Origin of the sequence: Varibaculum sp. (assembly GCF_008661855.1) — a bacterium.
GTDB lineage: Bacteria > Actinomycetota > Actinomycetes > Actinomycetales > Actinomycetaceae > Varibaculum > Varibaculum timonense_A.
In genome coordinates this window covers 20,796-37,287 of the sequence record NZ_RPZY01000060.1, presented here as the reverse complement: position 1 = coordinate 37,287, position 16,492 = coordinate 20,796, and the positions used below count along the sequence as shown (strand labels likewise).

Annotated in this window: 16 protein-coding genes; all 16 read left to right on the top strand. The window is 52.4% G+C overall.

The features are described 5' to 3' along the window. Nucleotides 1–101 precede the first annotated feature (101 nt). The 16 genes from QZT94_RS08570 (at nt 102) to QZT94_RS08495 (ending at nt 16,397) form a co-directional block, all read left to right on the top strand. Nucleotides 102–863, top strand: coding sequence for an HPr family phosphocarrier protein (locus QZT94_RS08570; RefSeq protein WP_270625480.1), 762 nt, complete (start codon nt 102–104; stop codon nt 861–863). A gap of 43 nt (nt 864–906) precedes the next feature. Further along, on the top strand, nt 907–1,353 hold the full coding sequence (ndk, locus tag QZT94_RS08565; RefSeq protein ID WP_072509327.1) for a nucleoside-diphosphate kinase: 447 nt from the start codon (nt 907–909) through the stop codon (nt 1,351–1,353). 15 nt (nt 1,354–1,368) lie between these two features. After that, entirely contained in the window at nt 1,369–5,037 is a 3,669-nt protein-coding gene (gene smc / locus QZT94_RS08560; protein ID WP_296761311.1) for a chromosome segregation protein SMC, read from the top strand. Between the two features lie 83 nt (nt 5,038–5,120). Then, nucleotides 5,121–5,747, top strand: coding sequence for a hypothetical protein (locus QZT94_RS08555; RefSeq protein ID WP_296761312.1), 627 nt, complete (start codon nt 5,121–5,123; stop codon nt 5,745–5,747). Nucleotides 5,748–5,813: 66 nt separating this feature from the next. After that, on the top strand, nt 5,814–7,130 hold the full coding sequence (gene ftsY / locus QZT94_RS08550) for a signal recognition particle-docking protein FtsY (RefSeq protein ID WP_296761313.1): 1,317 nt from the start codon (nt 5,814–5,816) through the stop codon (nt 7,128–7,130). Between the two features lie 36 nt (nt 7,131–7,166). Next, on the top strand, nt 7,167–8,741 hold the full coding sequence (gene ffh / locus QZT94_RS08545; RefSeq protein ID WP_296761314.1) for a signal recognition particle protein: 1,575 nt from the start codon (nt 7,167–7,169) through the stop codon (nt 8,739–8,741). After that, nucleotides 8,738–9,856, top strand: coding sequence for an amidohydrolase family protein (locus QZT94_RS08540; RefSeq protein ID WP_296761315.1), 1,119 nt, complete (start codon nt 8,738–8,740; stop codon nt 9,854–9,856). Before ffh ends, QZT94_RS08540 begins: the two co-directional genes overlap by 4 nt. Nucleotides 9,857–9,890: 34 nt before the next feature. Then, nucleotides 9,891–10,931, top strand: a complete 1,041-nt coding sequence (locus tag QZT94_RS08535; RefSeq protein ID WP_296761316.1) for an inositol monophosphatase — start codon at nt 9,891–9,893, stop codon at nt 10,929–10,931. Between the two features lie 293 nt (nt 10,932–11,224). Beyond that, complete coding sequence (gene rpsP, locus QZT94_RS08530) at nt 11,225–11,680, top strand: 30S ribosomal protein S16 (protein ID WP_072509333.1); 456 nt, start codon at nt 11,225–11,227, stop codon at nt 11,678–11,680. A gap of 2 nt (nt 11,681–11,682) precedes the next feature. Next, nucleotides 11,683–11,931 (top strand): RNA-binding protein, encoded by a 249-nt coding sequence (locus QZT94_RS08525; RefSeq protein ID WP_072509334.1) that lies wholly within the window; start codon nt 11,683–11,685, stop codon nt 11,929–11,931. A 73-nt stretch (nt 11,932–12,004) separates the two neighbouring features. Next, the gene (gene rimM, locus QZT94_RS08520) at nt 12,005–12,490 is read left to right on the top strand and encodes a ribosome maturation factor RimM (RefSeq protein ID WP_270625491.1); all 486 of its coding nucleotides are present in this window, start codon (nt 12,005–12,007) and stop codon (nt 12,488–12,490) included. Between the two features lie 21 nt (nt 12,491–12,511). Beyond that, the gene (gene trmD, locus QZT94_RS08515; protein WP_296761317.1) at nt 12,512–13,915 is read left to right on the top strand and encodes a tRNA (guanosine(37)-N1)-methyltransferase TrmD; all 1,404 of its coding nucleotides are present in this window, start codon (nt 12,512–12,514) and stop codon (nt 13,913–13,915) included. 134 nt (nt 13,916–14,049) lie between these two features. Continuing rightward, on the top strand, nt 14,050–14,400 hold the full coding sequence (rplS, locus tag QZT94_RS08510) for a 50S ribosomal protein L19 (RefSeq protein ID WP_072509788.1): 351 nt from the start codon (nt 14,050–14,052) through the stop codon (nt 14,398–14,400). Between the two features lie 95 nt (nt 14,401–14,495). Next, on the top strand, nt 14,496–15,248 hold the full coding sequence (lepB, locus tag QZT94_RS08505; protein WP_072509337.1) for a signal peptidase I: 753 nt from the start codon (nt 14,496–14,498) through the stop codon (nt 15,246–15,248). A gap of 1 nt (nt 15,249) precedes the next feature. Next, complete coding sequence (locus QZT94_RS08500) at nt 15,250–16,095, top strand: ribonuclease HII (RefSeq protein WP_296761319.1); 846 nt, start codon at nt 15,250–15,252, stop codon at nt 16,093–16,095. Nucleotides 16,096–16,097: 2 nt separating this feature from the next. Further along, nucleotides 16,098–16,397 (top strand): DUF2469 domain-containing protein, encoded by a 300-nt coding sequence (locus QZT94_RS08495; protein WP_072509339.1) that lies wholly within the window; start codon nt 16,098–16,100, stop codon nt 16,395–16,397. Nucleotides 16,398–16,492: the final 95 nt, after the last annotated feature.

Genomic DNA, 16,492 nt, shown 5'->3' with positions numbered 1-16,492 from the left:
GTATTTTCACCCGGCGCTAGCTGACCTAGCGGGGGATTAAATACTTGGTGCGCCGCGCGATACCCTAGAGGAACATTATCCGTAATAGGCAAGGAGCACTTATGCATCCTAAAACCGCGTTCATTGTTGTCTCGCAATCGCAGACCCTGGCACGAGGGGTGTGTGAAGTGGTTTCCTCCCTAGCACCCGAGGTGCTTATTGAACCGTGCGGCTGTCACGACGAGGGGTTGGGCACTGCCACCGAGATTATTAGCGCGCAGGTTTCGGTGATAATGGAAAAGCTCAGCGAGCAAGACTCAATTGTGCTAATGGCTGATTTCGGTGCAGCTCGCCTGGCTTGTCAGCAGGTTATCACCGATTTAGGGATGCGGGTGCTGCGATTAGGGCGCGGTCCGATAGTGGAAGGAACCATGGCAGGGGCAGTAGCCGCCTCCCAAGGGGCTGGACTGGCGGAAATCTTACGGGCAATTAGTGCCGCTTCGCAGTTTTTCCCCGAAGAGGACGCAGCTGATATTTTGCCTCCACCACCGGCTCTAGATCCCTTAGCACCCCGTACGGTGCTTTATAGCGGTGAGCATCCTCTATCTGCTCGCCCCGCAGCGCGGCTAGCTAGAATAGCGACCGGTTTCGATGCCCAAGTAACCCTAAATGGGGTGCAAGCAGGCAGCGTCCTCGCCCTCATGGGGTTAAAAATAAACCCCGGAGACGAGGTGACTATTGTCGCTACCGGATCCCAGTCGCGCAACGCCCTAGACGCGGTTGAAGCAGAGCTAACTGGGCAAACTGCGTCCTCAGCTAAAGAATCTTCCCAGGCGGTGCAGCCAGGAGAGGTTCACTCTTTACCGGTTTCCCCGGATAGATAAAATCTGTTTAGAGTGGGGCGAAAATAAACTGAAAGGAACAAGAATGGGCGAAGAAAAGCTGGATCCCAATAAGGAATACACCCTGATTTTGGTGAAGCCGGACGGGTATCATCGCGGACTTACCGGCAAAATCCTAGCGCGAATCGAGCAAAAAGGATACGCCATTGCCGCGTTGCGGGTGCTGCAAGCCTCGACCGATGAGCTACATGGTCATTATGAAGAGCATCGCGACAAACACTTCTTTGAATCCATGGTTGATTTCATGCGAAGCGGAAAAATCGTTGCCGCTGTTATCGAGGGGACTCGGGTAGTCGAAGGGGTGCGTTCCCTGGTGGGTTCCACTAACCCCACCGAGGCAGCGCCGGGAACTATCCGCGGCGACTTCGGTCGTGACTATGACAGTGGACATATCCAAAATCTAGTTCACGCCGCAGATTCTGCCAGTTCTGCTGCCCGCGAGATCAAAATTTGGTTTCCGGAGCTCTCCTAAAGGAGCAGAAAATAAATGTATGTAAAGTCGCTGACGCTGCGCGGATTTAAATCCTTTGCCAGCGCCACCACTTTGCAGTTCACTCCGGGAATTATCTGCGTAGTAGGTCCCAACGGTTCCGGTAAATCCAATATTGTCGATGCCCTAGCCTGGGTGATGGGCGAGCAAGGTGCCAAGAACCTCCGGGGCGGGCAAATGTCAGACGTTATATTTGCTGGAACCACCTCCCGCAGCTCGCTCGGACGGGCAGAAGTTGCGCTCACCATTGATAATACCAATGGGGAATTGCCGATTGACTATAGCGAGGTTACGATTTCGCGTACCCTGTTTCGTCAGGGCGGCTCCGAATATGCCATTAACGGTACTCCCTGTCGGCTGCTAGATATCCAAGAGCTACTGTCTGATACCGGTATGGGACGCAATATGCACGTGATTATCGGGCAGGGCAAACTTGACCAGGTGCTCTCTGCTGATCCCTTAGCGCGGCGCGCCCTAATCGAAGAAGCCGCCGGGGTGCTAAAACATCAACGCCGAAAAGAACGGGCGCTGCGCAAACTTGATGGACTAGAAGAAAAACTCTCTCGACTGTCAGATTTAACTAAAGAAATTCAGCGCCAACTCGGTCCTTTAGCCCGGCAAGCCAAAACCGCACGCCGCGCCGCAGTGCTACAAGCCCAAGTGCGGGATGCGGGATGCCGGATTCTAGCTGATGACCTCCAACAGCTGCGCGTCAAACTGTCTCGCTACCAGGAAAGCGGAAAATCCCAAGAGACAAAACGCGAAGAATTACACACTAAACTAGCTGCCCAGCAAGAAAAACTGCAACAGTTAAATGCAGATGCTACCCAAAGCGATTTGGCGGGGCGAGCCGGAAACCTGTGGCAACAGCTGACCACTATCACCGAACGTTTGCGGGCTTTGGAGGCACTAGCGAATGAACGGGCTGCTTCCCTGGCGAAACCCGAACCCGAGCCTACCGGTCCTAGTGTTGAGCAGCGACAAGCCCATTTGGCGCGTCTACAAAGCGATTTAGCAGCTCATGATGAGGACGCTTTGGCGCATCGTAAACAACTAGATGCGGCCGAGGTAGCACGCGAAGAAACTACTCGTAAAGTCAAGGAACTAAATCGCCTTTACCAGCAACTACGTGAGGAAGTTCAACAGAAAACCAATAAAGCTGCCCGCTTGGAGCGAGATTTAGAGACCGCCAAGGCTCACCTAGAAGCAGCCCGCTCGCGAACGCAAAGGGCGCAAGACTCGGTAGCAGCGGCTACGGAAAAACTAGCTGCGGCGCGTGCCCAACAGACAGCTCACCGCGAAGAAACGGTGACAGAAAGCACCGATGCTGCCAGTAGGTACCGCGAGTTGTCCCAGAAAGAAAACGAGGTACGTTCCCAACTAGAAAAAGCGCGTGACTGTCTGCGCGAAAGCGAAGCTAAAGTGGTGGCTGCCGGAGAAAGCGAAGCTAGCCTGGGACAGGTTTTGGCGACTTGTTCAAACCAAGCCCAAGAGGCTTTTTCTCAGGCAGCCCAGTCTCTAGGACAGTTAGCTTCCCTGATTAGTGTGCCTGATTGTTGGGAGCAAGCAGTCGCCGCGTTGCTAGGACAAGCTGGAGTCGCCCTCGCTATAGAAGATTCCCAGTTAGAGGCGGGTTTACAAGCGGTCAAAGGCGCGAAGGGACAAGTTAGCTGGGTGGTAAGTAGGGGAGAATCTGGTTCAGCTATTCCCGTATCTGAGACCAATGAACAATCTAAGTCAGGCGAAATCGCTGCTACAGAGGTTATTTCCGCGCCTCAACAGTTACATTCGGCGCTAAAACAATTGCTAGATTCGTGCTATTTAGCTACCGATTTAGGGGCAGCAAAAAGAATAATCGAGGAAATTCCCTCGGCGCGAGTAGGGCTGCCCGATGGCACTATTATCGGTAAATATGCCGGTTTTACCGGCAGTGGCAGCGTAAATCAGATTGAGGTTGAACGGCGATTGCGCCTAGCGCGCGAGGCACTCGCCAAGGCGGAAAAAGACAAAGAACACGCCGATAATCAGGTTAAACAGCTAAATAAGGAACTATCGCAAGCATCGTCAGATTGCGCACAGGCACTGAAAAGTCTGCGAGCTGCCGATGCCCAGGCAGCTGCCCAAGCCCAACAGCGGGCGCTACGGGAAGCCGCAGTCAGGGGAGCGGAAGAGGAAGAAAAACGTGCCCAAACAGAACTGGCACAGGCAAACACCAGTTTTGACGCTTGCAGCGAAAAAGTCCAGCAGGCTGAAAAAGCGCTAAACGATTTTGGAGCGCCTGAAGATTCAGCACCTCTACAAGACCTTGAACAGCAACTAGAGACCGCTCGGGCAGCCGATTTGGCTGCCCGAGAAAAAGCAGCACAGGCACATTTAAAGCTGTCCGCCACCACCCAACTTACCAATAGTTTACGCGAGCGTTTCCAAGGGGAAGTTAAAGCTTTGGAACGTTTCCAGCTGCGCCTGGCGGCTCGCAGCCAGCGCGAAATTGAGCGTGCCACTAAATCGAAGCGAATGAAACAAGCGTCTTATTGGTGTCAAGAGTTCGCTGACCGGGCAGCGCAGGTAGCCCAGGTAGCTAAAAACTGGCGAGATAGTGCCGATGCTGCCCGCCTAGCATCCTCTAATGCGGCTAATGAAGTCCGTAAAGAGATTGACGGCTTGAACAGGGAACTAGCAGAGCTAAATGATTTAAGCCGCCGCGATGAAGTGGCAGCAGCAGAATATAGGGTACGCTCCGAACAGCTAACTGAGCAAGCCCGAGAGCGTTATGCACTTTCCCCGGAAGAATTAATATCCTCATTTGGGCCGCAACAATTGGTACCTACCCCGGATTTGCTCGCTAGGAGAGCCGAAAATGAAGCTGAGGATACCCAGGTATCCTCAAACCAAGAACTTGACGCTAACGCTTTACCGGAAAATAGCTCGCAAGCCGGCGGTGATACTGAAGTTAGAACTGATTTTGCTAGTGAGCCGACTGTGGATGATAAAAGTCAATGGCGTCCTTATGACCGCGCCGAGCAAAGCGCGTTACTAGATAAAGCCACTCGCGCTATCGCCCGGTTAGGAAAAGTGAATCCGCTGGCTTTGGAAGAACATCAGGCTCTGGAAAAACGCTTCGAGTTTTTAATGGGACAGCTTAGTGATTTACGTACCTCAAAAGCCGATTTATTAGTGGTGGTGCGCGAAGTAGATAACCAGGTAAAAGAGGCATTCACTCAGGCATTCACCGATATCTCTAACGAGTTCACCGCGGTATTTTCCCGGCTTTTCCCCGGGGGCACGGGTTCTCTTAAGCTCACCAATCCTGACGATATGTTAAGCACCGGGGTAGAAGTGAACGCCCGACCTGCCGGAAAAAATGTGCAGCGCCTGTCGCTGCTTTCCGGTGGGGAACGTTCCTTAGCGGCCTTGGCGTTCCTGATTGCGATTTTCAAAGCTCGCCCCTCGCCCTTTTATATTCTGGACGAGGTCGAAGCCGCCTTAGATGATTTAAACCTGTCCAGAATGCTGGAGCTGTTTAAACAGCTACGTAAAGTAAGCCAAATGATTGTGATTACCCACCAAAAACGCACGATGGAAGTAGCTGATGCCCTATATGGGGTGACTATGCGCGAGGGCGTGTCTCGAGTAATCTCGCAGCGCCTTGAGCGGGCAGATAGCTAATATCACACTCAAATCAGGTAACAGTTTGGTATCGGTCAAGAAGCTAAGTCGGTAAATCTGCTAAGTATTGGCATACTAGAAACGTGACCAAACCGTTGATTCTGCTATTAGTAGGCATTGGTATCAGTGTACTTTTAGGGGTGCTAGTAGTAGCGGTAATGGTTCGTACCCGCCGCCCCGGTGGGGGTTACCGCAATTGGATTCGCCAGTCAGCCGATTCGTGGCAAGAAAACGGTCATCGTGCCCCCAAAGATCAGCTTGGTAAGCGGGTACGTCTTAATGCGTTGCTACAAGAGGCTACTCCTGCCGATTCTGCTAATCCCCTAAAGGAAATGGAAACCCTGCGTAACGCAGCCGGACAGATATGGGGACAGGAAGTAGAACACTTCGAAGCGCCGCAGGCAGCTAAAGATAGCGAAAAAGTTGAAAATAGTGCTGATAGTGCAGATAGCTTAGAGGAATCTACAGATTTACTGCCCGGTCAGCTGCCTCCCGCTTTTACTCCCCGAGAGCGTCGCCGTCCTCCTGCGGCTGCCCGCCTTCAGGTAGTAAAAGAGCCCGAGGACGCAACCAGCTATGTTCCTCAGGTTAAAGCCCTTAGCGAGCCGGAAAATGAACAAGCACCGGACACTGAGGCAGATTTTGAGGTAGATAAGGTTTCTTGGCAGCCGCTAAAAGCAGAAGAAACTAGCTTTGACGACTTAAAATAACATTTGGTTTTCGCCCTCGATGATGGCGATATGACCTGAGAGCCCCAATAGGTGACAATAGGAAGCATGGATTTTCTTTTTTCTCCTCTTGGGATTGCGGTAATAGTTCTAGTTTTGGCGCTTGTGGGAACGGGCGCTACCATCGCGGTGCGCTCGGCGAAAGCGGACAAACAACTAGAGCCTTCTAAAGCAAAGCAACTGGAAGCCGGGGGCGAAGAAGCGGGTGAAAAGGAAGAACCACCCGCCGCCAGTTCTCAGGGACTCAAACCCTTAGACCAGGCTAAAGAGGGTGAAAGTGCCGCTAAACAGGCAGCGAAAGCTACGCCAGAACCCTTGGTGACCACTCCAGAGGCAGAGGAAGAAACCGCGGCAAGTGAAAAAACTGGCGAAATTTTAGAGCCAGAGGCTCCGGTCAGTAGCGAGGAACTTCCAGCCGCTCAGGCAAACCTAGAAACCCCAGAACCCGCCCAAGGACGAATGCAGCGGCTGCGCTCGCGCCTAGCGAAATCCGGTTCTTTCGGAAAAATGCTGCTCGGGGTACTCGGTCGCGGAGACCTGAGCGCCGCCGATTGGGAAGAAATAGAAGATACCCTGCTAATGGCGGATTTAGGGATTGCCGCTACCGATGAACTGATGGAAGAGCTGCGCACCCAGGCGAAAGTGCTGGGAACTTCCGATCCGGCAAAGATTCGTGAAGTATTGCGTACCAAACTAATTGAACTGGTAAACCCGAATCTAGATCGCAGCCTAAATCTAGCGCAGGCCGATGGGACAAAGCCGGGAATCGTCCTTACCGTGGGAGTAAACGGCACCGGGAAAACCACTACCGTGGGCAAGATTGCCCGAATATTGGTGGCGGAAAACAAGTCAGTCGTGCTGGGAGCGGCCGACACTTTCCGGGCGGCCGCCGCTGACCAGCTAGAGACTTGGGGAAACCGGGTTGGGGTGGAAGTGGTACGTTCCGATAAAGAGGGCGCTGACCCCGCCTCCGTAGCCTTTGATGCGGTCAAATACGGAAAAGAAAAAGACCTGGATGTGGTGTTGGTTGATACCGCTGGGCGTTTGCAGAACAAAGCCGGTTTGATGGACGAGTTAGGTAAGGTCAAACGGGTAATCGAAAAGAGTGCCCCGGTAACCGAAACCCTGCTGGTTCTAGATGCCACTACGGGGCAAAACGGGATGCAACAGGCGAAAGTGTTCTCCGAAGTGGTAAACATTAGCGGAATTGTGTTGACAAAACTCGATGGAACCGCTCGGGGCGGAATTGTAGTTAGCGTACAACGCGAACTAAACGTGCCAGTTAAACTGGTAGGACTAGGGGAAGGTCCAGATGATTTAGCACCTTTCGTACCCGAAGATTTCGTAGATGCTCTCCTAAAGTAGACTAGACGGCGAAACTATTTCCAGGAGGAAACCACTTTGTTCAATAGCCTGTCCGATCGCCTAGCTGATTCCTTCAAGCGCCTACGCTCAAAAGGGCTGCTCACGGAAGCAGATGTAGATGCTACCGTCTCCGAGATTCGGCGCGCCCTATTAGAGGCTGATGTGGCGCTGCCAGTGGTACGTCAGTTCACCAAAGAGGTGCGGCAAAAAGCCTATGGGGCGGCGCGTTCAAAAGCTCTCAATCCCGGACAGCAGGTAGTCCAAATTGTTCATGACGAGCTGGTAGCGGTACTCGGGGGGCAAACACGCGAACTTAGTTATGCCCGGCGCGGTCCTACCGTATTCATGTTGGCCGGTCTGCAAGGTGCTGGTAAAACCACTTTGGCTGGGAAACTGGGCAAATGGCTGCGCGAAGAAGAGGGTAAACGCGTCCTCCTCGCAGCCTGTGACCTTCAGCGTCCCGGTGCGGTTACGCAGCTAAGTATCGTCGCCGAAAAGGCCGGGGTAGATATTCACGCCCCCGAATCCGGGGACGGACAGGGTAATCCGGTCGAAGTTGCCCGTTCCGGTTTGAACCGGGCAATCACCGAAGGCTATGACGTAATCATTGTCGATACCGCCGGTCGCCTCGGTATTGATGAGGAAATGATGCGCCAAGCGCGCGATATTCGCGACGCCGTTAATCCGAATGAAATTCTGTTTGTCCTGGACGCAATGGTAGGTCAGGACGCAGTACAAACCTCGATTGCTTTCCGTGACGGGGTGGGTTTCACCGGGGTAGTGCTCTCCAAACTGGATGGTGACGCTCGTGGCGGGGCGGCGCTGTCGGTACGGGGAGTAACCGGGCAACCGATTCTATTTGCCTCCACCGGGGAAAACCTGGGTGATTTTGAACGTTTCCATGCCGAGAGAATGGCCGGACGCATCCTCGATATGGGCGATATGCTCACCCTAATCGAGCAAGCCCAAAAAGCCTATGACCAAAAAGAAGCCGAGGCGCTGGCGCGCAAGATGCAAAAAGGCCAGTTCACCCTCGCCGACTTTATGGCACAGCTCCAGCAGCTGCGAAAAATGGGGTCGATGAAGAAACTGATGAAGATGCTACCGGGCATGAATCAGTTTCGCGACCAGTTAGATGCGTTTGATGAAAAAAGTATCGACCGGATTGAAGCCATCGTAAACTCCATGACCCCGGCAGAACGGGACGATCTATCCTTACTTAACGGTTCACGGCGCGCCCGGATTGCGCGCGGTTCCGGAACCAGCGTTAGCGAGGTAAATGGTCTTGTCGAGCGGTTTACCCAGGCTGCAAAAATGATGAAACGTATGTCTAATGGTGGGGGACTTCCCGGAATGCCGGCAATCCCCGGAATGCCGGGCGGGCGCGGAGGAGCTACCAAGAAACAGCGGAAGGCAGGCAAGAAGAATCGCCGCAAGTTCGGTAATCCCGCGAAACAAAAACAGTGGGAGGCGCAGCAAACCGTTAAGGACGAACCATCAGCGCCTACTGCCGGTAGCGCCTTTGGTCTGGGTGCTTCCCAGCCAGCTTCCCCTGCTCCCACCTTGGATGATTTACCCGATGATTTGAAACGGATGCTAGGACAGCGATGAAGTTGCTGAGCGGTAATTTTTATTACCGTGAGGAAGCTAAGCGGGTTCCCCGCTGGGTGCGGGGTCAATTAACGATTACTGAGGACGGACGTTTCGGGGGGTTTAGAGAAGATAACAGCACTGGTGGAGATTATTTTCTACCCGGATTTTGCGATGTGCATTGTCATATCGGGTTCGCGGCGGTAGGACAGATAGCTACCCCACAAGAAGCGTTAGCACAGGCGCAGGCAGATCGGGACTGCGGAATTTTAGCCATTCGTGACTGCGGAAACCTGGAATATGCCCCTGGGATTTTAGGGAATCCTAAGCTTCCTCCAATTATTCGCTGCGGACGCCATATCGCCCGTCCCAAACGCTATCTGCGCCTGCTGCCGCTAGAGGTTGAAACCCTAAGTGATTTACCGCAGGTGATGGCCGCCCAAGCGCAGCAAAGTGACGGCTGGGTAAAAATTGTGGCCGACTGGATTGACCGCTCAAATGGAGCGGAATCGGACTTAGATCCCCTGTGGCCAACCGAGATTTTGAAAGAGGGGATTGCGGCTGCCCATCAGGTGGGAGCGCGGGTAACGGCACACGCATTTTCCCATAAAGCGATTGCGGGATTGCTGGAAGCGGGGATTGACTGTATCGAACATGGCAGTGGAATCGATAGTGTCCAGGCACAAGAGTGCGCCCGCCGCGGGATTCCCGTCACCCCAACTTTGCTGCAGGTGGAATTGTTTAACCAGTTCGCAGCCCAGGCGGGCAAGAAATATCCGGTATATGCGGCGACGATGCAGCAAATGTGGGAGCAGCGGCGCGAACACTTTGCGATGCTCCATCAAAGCGGAGTGCAATTGCTGCCCGGTACCGATTCTGGCGGGTATCAATCACATGGGGACTTGGGGCGGGAACTCTCCCTGTGGGAACGCGGAGGGGTTTCCCCTCACGAGATTATTGATTTTGCTACCTGGCGAGCCCGCGACTATCTAGGGATTGGGGCTCTAGAGCCGGGAGCGCGCGCCGACTACCTGCGCTATTCCTCAGACCCGACTGGTGAGGCGGCACGGGCAACTAAACCCGAAAAAGTGGCGTTACTCGGGCAAGAGTTTTCTCCGGCAGCTGCGGTTAGCTAGGACTAATAACCTAAAAAGGGTAATAATGGAAGGTATGAGCACGTCGGAAAGCAGCCTCGATTACGCGCTAATGATTGTAGCGGGAGAGGTTGCACAGCAGGTAGGGGTATATTTACGTAGCGTTTTTCGCGCCCCCTTGGAAATTTTTCTGAAAGCGGGAATCCACGATCCGGTAACTATCCATGACCGTTACGTTGAAGCCAGGCTGCAATACCTGCTGGGAAGCTCGGTTCCGTCCTCTAGAATCTTGGGAGAGGAAACCGGAGAGCACGTCCTCACCACAGATATAATAAAGGCTGCTGGGGCGCTTTCCTTACAGCAAATACAAGATGCCTATCTAGAAAAATCTGGGCGCGAGCTAACCGCGGCGGTGGCAGTTAGCGACTTTTCCTGGCAGCTAGCAGCCGCAAAAGCCCGAGAAACTTCTCCGCTAATCGGGGAAGTATCAAAAGCGAAAGCAATCATAAAAGATTTAGGTCAGCGGGTTAGATGGATAGTTGATCCCATAGATGGAACCGCCAACTTTGCCTCCGGAGTCTCTTACTTCAATACTTCCATCGGAGTGGAACTAGATGGAAAAATGGTGGCGGGAGTCATCTACGCCCCCTACACCCGCGAACTCTTCACCGCCGACGCTAAAGAAGCGGTTCTTTATGAAGGGAAAACTGCGCGCCCGATGTGTGCCGCGGGGGCCAAGGTGGAAAGTAAAGGAATACTTACTGGTTATTTCCCGTTTCGCGATAAGAATCCGCGGCGAGCCGAAAAATCTTGGGAACTGGCTGCCTCGCTAGCTAACGCCTATGCCACCGTTCATTCGCCCGGAGCTGCGGCGCTAGATTTAGCGCAGGTGGCAGCCGGGCATACCGCAGTGGCTTTCGGAACCACTATGCGCCCCTGGGATGTGGCAGCCGGAATTCATATGGTGAGGGTCGCGGGTGGAAACGTTAAAACCTTTGAGACTTCGCAAAATCGCAACGAACCAGAGTATCTGCGAGGAGCCTTTGTTGCCAGTGCCTGCGGTCTTAATCCGGTTACCGCGCACGCGGTGGTTGAGCAGTTTATATCCTGTCAATAGCTATTTTCATTTCTTCCCGGCTATTTTTATTAAGGACGATAGGGGAAAGCGGAAGAAAAGCAGTTACAGGTAATAGCGGCGATACCCAAAAGGTGTGAAACTGCTCAAAGAAGCCAAATGGGAGTCATATAAAGTAGAAACCAGGTAACAAAATCTGGCACAATGGCTACTTGTACCGGGCCAAGACACCCCCCTCTCTGTGTGGAGGCCTCGTCTTAAGTGCTTGATTCGGGTCGTATCCCACCGGCTAGAGCGGGCACTAAACAGTCAATAGAACAGGAGAAACCACAAAAGTGGCAGTTCGTATTCGTTTAAAGCGTGTTGGTAAGATTCACTACCCGGTTTACCGAATCGTAGTGGTAGACAGCCGGAAGAAACGTGACGGCCGGGTAATCGAAGAGGTTGGACAGTACAACCCCAACGAAGAACCGTCTTTCATTCAAGTAAAATCTGATCGGATTCAGTACTGGCTAGGCGTAGGGGCACAGCCCTCGGACGCGGTTCGCCGGATGCTAGTACTATCAGGTGATATTGCTCGGTTCAACGGTAAAGAAAACGTTGAAAACCGGATTAAGACCAAAGAAAATCTCACCGCCGAACAGGCGCGTGAAAAGAACGTGAAAGCCGCCGCCGACGAGGCGCAAAAGCGTAAGGCAAAGGTCAGCGCTGAAAAAGCTGAAGCTGCTGCCGAAGAAGCCAAGGCTGATGAAGCGGTGGAAGAAGCTGCTCCCGAGAGTGAGGAAGCCTAAAAATGTTGGCGGATGCACTAGAACATCTAGTTAGTGGAATCGTTGATCACCCCGATGATGTGCGGGTGGACGAGCGCAATATGCGGCGCGGTAAGCTGCTAGAGGTGCGGGTAAATCCGCAGGATTTAGGGCGAGTAATCGGTCGCGGAGGGCGCACCGCTCGGGCTTTGCGAAAAGTTATGGGAGCGCTTTCTACTCATGGACCGATTCGGGTTGATGTAGTAGATACCGATCGGCGTTCACGCCGTTAGAGTTGGTTTTCTAGATAGCGAGCCCCATGAAATTTCATGGGGCTCGCGTCATTTATAGGCAGGGAAGATAACTATGGATTTAGTGAAAGTCGGGCAGGTAGGACCAGCTCGCGGGCTTAAAGGGGAAGTGCTGGTACGTCCTTTCACTGATTACCCTGAAGAACGTTTTAGGCAAGGAGCACAGCTGGTTACCGAGGACGAGCAAACCTGGGAAGTTAGCTCCTACCGGGAAATAAAAGGGCGCTGCTGCCTAACTTTTTCCCACATAAATAATCGTGACGATGCGGAAGCTGTAAGGGGAATAAAACTTTACGCACCAGCTAGTTCGCGTGAGGGGGAGTATTCTCCCGAACAACTAACCGGTTTACGAGTAGAAACCCCTTCGGGAGAAGAACTAGGAAAATGCGTGGGGGTAGCAATCGGAGGATTTCAAGACCGCCTACAAGTAGAGACTGCCAGTGCTAACCCAGTAGAAGTTCCGCTAGTTAAAGCCCTAGTGCCCACGATTGACTTAGATAAAGGGATAATCACCGTAGATGCACCGGAAGGGCTGTTTTAACAGTTTAGTAGAGGAATCGTAATGCGGATAGATATTATTTCGATTTTCCCCCAGTTCTTTGATTGCCTAGACGTTTCCCTAATGGGTAAAGCACGTGATAGCGGGATTTTACAAACCCATATCTGGGACTTGAGAGACCAGAGTGAAGATGCACACCGAACCGTAGACCGCGCCCCCGCAGGCGGGGGCGCGGGGATGGTAATGAAACCCGATATTTGGGGAAAAGCCATCGATCAGGTAATCGGCGAATCTGGTGCGAATAAAAAGGTGCTGGCGATTCCTACCCCTTCCGGGATTCCGCTCACCCAAGCTCGGGTGCGCGAACTGGCGGAAAATACCGACCATTTGGTGATAGCTTGCGGACGCTATGAAGGCATTGACCAACGAGTTAGCCAGTACTATCAGCAATTACCCGGTGTGGAAGTGCTACCTTTTTCCCTGGGAGACTATGTGCTTAACGGTGGGGAAGTAGCGGCAGTTGCCTTGGTAGAAGCCACCTGTCGGCTGTTAGAAGGTTTCGTAGGAAACCCCCAATCACTGCTTGAAGAATCCTATGAACTGTCTGGTCTGCTGGAATATCCCGCATACACCAAACCGCAATCTTGGCGGGGTCTAGAAATCCCGCCGGTACTGCTAAGTGGAAATCACGAAAAGATAAAAGCCTGGAGGCGTGAGCAATCCCTGATACTCACCGCTACGCGCCGTCCTGATCTTATCGAGAAAATAAATCCGGACGTCCTCAATAAAACCGATAGGGAAATACTGGCAGCTCACGGGTTTTTGCCTGCCCCCTTTAAGCGTAAAGTTCGTTTTCGGTTGGCAAGGGTGGGTGAGGAAGCTACCTGCTCTGCTCTGGCATCGCGCCTGTTTCCACAAGCTTGCCCGCCTTATTTACCGCCGGATGCTATAGAGTGCTTCATTGCCGAGAACTTATCCGAGCAAGTTTTCAAAAACTATCTTAAAGACCCCGGAATCCAGATTGTTTTGGCAGAAATAGACGCATACGAAACCGCCGAAGCCCAAAATAAGCTGCCCCAATGGCAACCCGTAGGATACACCCTGATAGAAGCCGGAAGTCCCGGATATCTACCGCCAGAAGAAAACCTGGTAAAGGCAACGGGAGAAAACTGTGCCTACCTATCAAAATGTTATGTTGAACCGCAGTGGTACGGTTCGGGATTATCGGGAGCAATGCTGGAAGTATCCCACTTTGCGCTACAAAAACGCTACCCCCATATCGTCAAGATTGGCTTAGGTACGAATCTAGGTAACCGCAGGGCAAGGAAGTTTTATCGCCGTCACGGCTACCGGAAATGTGGGCAGCGCATCTTTATGGTGGCCGATATTGAAAACCAAGATTTAGTAGCGGTTAGGGATTTCACAACCTCTCAGATTCCGTCCTGGGCTAAAAACGTGGCACAATAGGCAAGGTTGCCAAAGTAGGCTGCGTAACCTGCCGTAGGGGGTCGCAAATGCCGCTTGGTGATGCTAGATTCGCCGTTAAATACGGCCTGACAGCTGACGTTACCTGCGGAACGAAAGCAAATGAGGAAACAACATTGAATATTATTGACGAGATTAACCAAGACTCTCAGCGCTCCGACCTACCAGAATTTCGCGCCGGAGACACCGTAAAAGTAAACGTACGGGTTACCGAGGGCGGAAATAGCCGTATCCAGGTATTCCAGGGCGTAGTTATTGCTCGCCGCGGCACAAATCAGCCAAACGCCACCTTTACGGTTCGCAAAGTTAGCTTCGGGGTAGGGGTAGAACGTACTTTCCCGGTAAACTCGCCGACTATCGAATCTATCCAGGTAGTAACCCGTGGTGATGTGCGTCGTGCTAAACTGTACTACCTGCGTGAACGTCATGGTAAAGCGGCTCGTATTAAAGAACGTCGCGATTTCTAACAAAGCTAATTCTTAATCGGCTCTGCTAGCTGGCAGAGCCGATTAACTATATCTGTGGCATGATGGATATGTTGGTTCATGGCGGGAGTTAAGGAATGAGACAAACTCGAGCCGAAAGCGGCTTAGGGGCAAAAGAAACAAGCAACACCCCTAAAACAGGCGGTCGTCGCGCACGCAAAACCCCTCCTAAATGGTGGCTGGTGATTCGCGAAACCCTAATGATGGTGGTGGTAGCTTTAGCTATCTCCGCAATCATAAAAGCCTTCCTGCTTCAGGCATTCCAGATTCCGTCCTCCTCCATGGAACAAACCCTGCAAATCAATGACCGAATAATCGTCTCCAAACTGGTACCCAACTACCGACAGCTAAATCGTGGAGACGTAATCGTTTTTCAAGACGATGACAACTGGTTAAAGCGGGACGCCAATACTCCCAGCCCCTCCATTATCGGTAAAATGATGATTTGGATGGGGCTACGCCCCGATGATTCCCAAAATCACCTGGTAAAAAGGGTAATCGGATTGCCCGGCGACCGGGTGCAATGCTGTGACACGAACGGACGTCTAAAAGTAAACGGCGTATCAGTAGACGAGAGCGGATATATCAATCCCGGCAATGCGCCCTCGTTAATAAAATTTGATGTTACCGTACCTGCCGGAAAGCTCTGGGTAATGGGTGATAACCGCTCCAACTCTGAGGATTCACGTTTTCACATGAAAGAGCCCTCGAACGGGTTCGTATCAGTAAAACAGGTTACCGGTAGAGCTTTCGCGATTATGTGGCCTATAAATCGCATCTCTACCATAAAAAACACTGACGCTTTCGCCGCGGTTCCCCCCGCGCCCTAAAATGGCTACCGTTCCCACCCGCGACCTGGAACTATCCCTACTAGAGCGTGCGCGCGCCCTTTTTAAGCCCTTAACTGCTAACTCTAATAGCACCCAAGAAACAGAAAACCTCGCTCCCACCCGAATCTGTATAGCCGGTATAGATGAAGTAGGAAGAGGCGCGATTGCCGGGCCGCTCGCCGTAGGGATAGCGGTAATTGACGGAGGCGAGGGCGAGCCCCCTGCCGGTTTAACCGACTCGAAACAGCTCACCGCCAAGCGGCGTGAAGCCATGTTTGAAGAGTTAGCCGCCTGGCCGGCAGCCTGGGCAGTGGGTACTGCCACCGCTACAGAGATTGATAAAGAAGGCCTAACCCCGGCATTGCGCCTAGCTACCTTTCGTGCCCTAGATGCCCTAGCAAAAAGCGGATATAATCCGCAGATAGTATTGCTTGACGGCAGTTTTGATTATCTTACGCCCCCCTCAGATTTGTTTTCCGCTACCGATTCGGGATTCCCGTCCTTGCCAATAGCAGATTCCTGCCCGCCCAGAACCTCACCAAAAGTAACCACTTTGGTGAAAGGGGACGCAAAATCGGTTGTTATTGCGGCTGCTTCCGTGCTGGCAAAGGTTAGTAGAGATAGACTAATGAGCGACCTTGCCGATCCGGGGTATGGGTGGGCAAAAAATAAAGGATACGCGTCGGCTCAGCATATGGCGGCTATTTCCCAGCTGGGGCTAGATTCATATCATCGTCTCAGCTGGACTTTGCAGGGGGTATCGTCTGCAACAGTGGCGCAAGCGTGGAATAATCGCCGCGAAAGACCAGCGCAGTCTCCGCAAGTTTTCAGCACGCAGAAGGGATAACAGTGGGCATTGAAGATTTAGAGGCGTATGAGAATCATCAGGAACTTGCCCTGTTTCGCGAATATCGTGACGTAGTTTCCATCTTCAAATATGTGGTGGAAACCGATAGGCGATTCTATCTAGCTAACGAGGTAGATGTGCAAATGCACAATAACGGCGGAGATGTATTCTTTGAAGTAACTTTGCAAGATGCCTGGGTGTGGGATGTTTATCGCCCCTCTCGCTTCGTTAATCGGGTAAAGGTTTACTCCTTCAAGGATATAAACGTCGAGAAGTTACCGGAATCGGAAATTACCCTGTAAGCGGGTCTTGGTTACTGGTTTGCCTAACGACTAACCGGCTTGCCTGTTACCATAGAGAGAAGTGTTAGGCATTTAACAGTGGTTTATATGCAGAA

Coding starts and splice junctions, on each gene's coding strand:
- QZT94_RS08570 (WP_270625480.1), top strand. CDS start 102: ATGCATCCTAAAACCGCGTTCATTGTTGTCTCGCAATCGCAGACCCTG.
- ndk (WP_072509327.1), top strand. CDS start 907: ATGGGCGAAGAAAAGCTGGATCCCAATAAGGAATACACCCTGATTTTG.
- smc (WP_296761311.1), top strand. CDS start 1,369: ATGTATGTAAAGTCGCTGACGCTGCGCGGATTTAAATCCTTTGCCAGC.
- ftsY (WP_296761313.1), top strand. CDS start 5,814: ATGGATTTTCTTTTTTCTCCTCTTGGGATTGCGGTAATAGTTCTAGTT.
- QZT94_RS08540 (WP_296761315.1), top strand. CDS start 8,738: ATGAAGTTGCTGAGCGGTAATTTTTATTACCGTGAGGAAGCTAAGCGG.
- QZT94_RS08535 (WP_296761316.1), top strand. CDS start 9,891: ATGAGCACGTCGGAAAGCAGCCTCGATTACGCGCTAATGATTGTAGCG.
- QZT94_RS08525 (WP_072509334.1), top strand. CDS start 11,683: ATGTTGGCGGATGCACTAGAACATCTAGTTAGTGGAATCGTTGATCAC.
- rimM (WP_270625491.1), top strand. CDS start 12,005: ATGGATTTAGTGAAAGTCGGGCAGGTAGGACCAGCTCGCGGGCTTAAA.
- trmD (WP_296761317.1), top strand. CDS start 12,512: ATGCGGATAGATATTATTTCGATTTTCCCCCAGTTCTTTGATTGCCTA.
- lepB (WP_072509337.1), top strand. CDS start 14,496: ATGAGACAAACTCGAGCCGAAAGCGGCTTAGGGGCAAAAGAAACAAGC.
- QZT94_RS08500 (WP_296761319.1), top strand. CDS start 15,250: ATGGCTACCGTTCCCACCCGCGACCTGGAACTATCCCTACTAGAGCGT.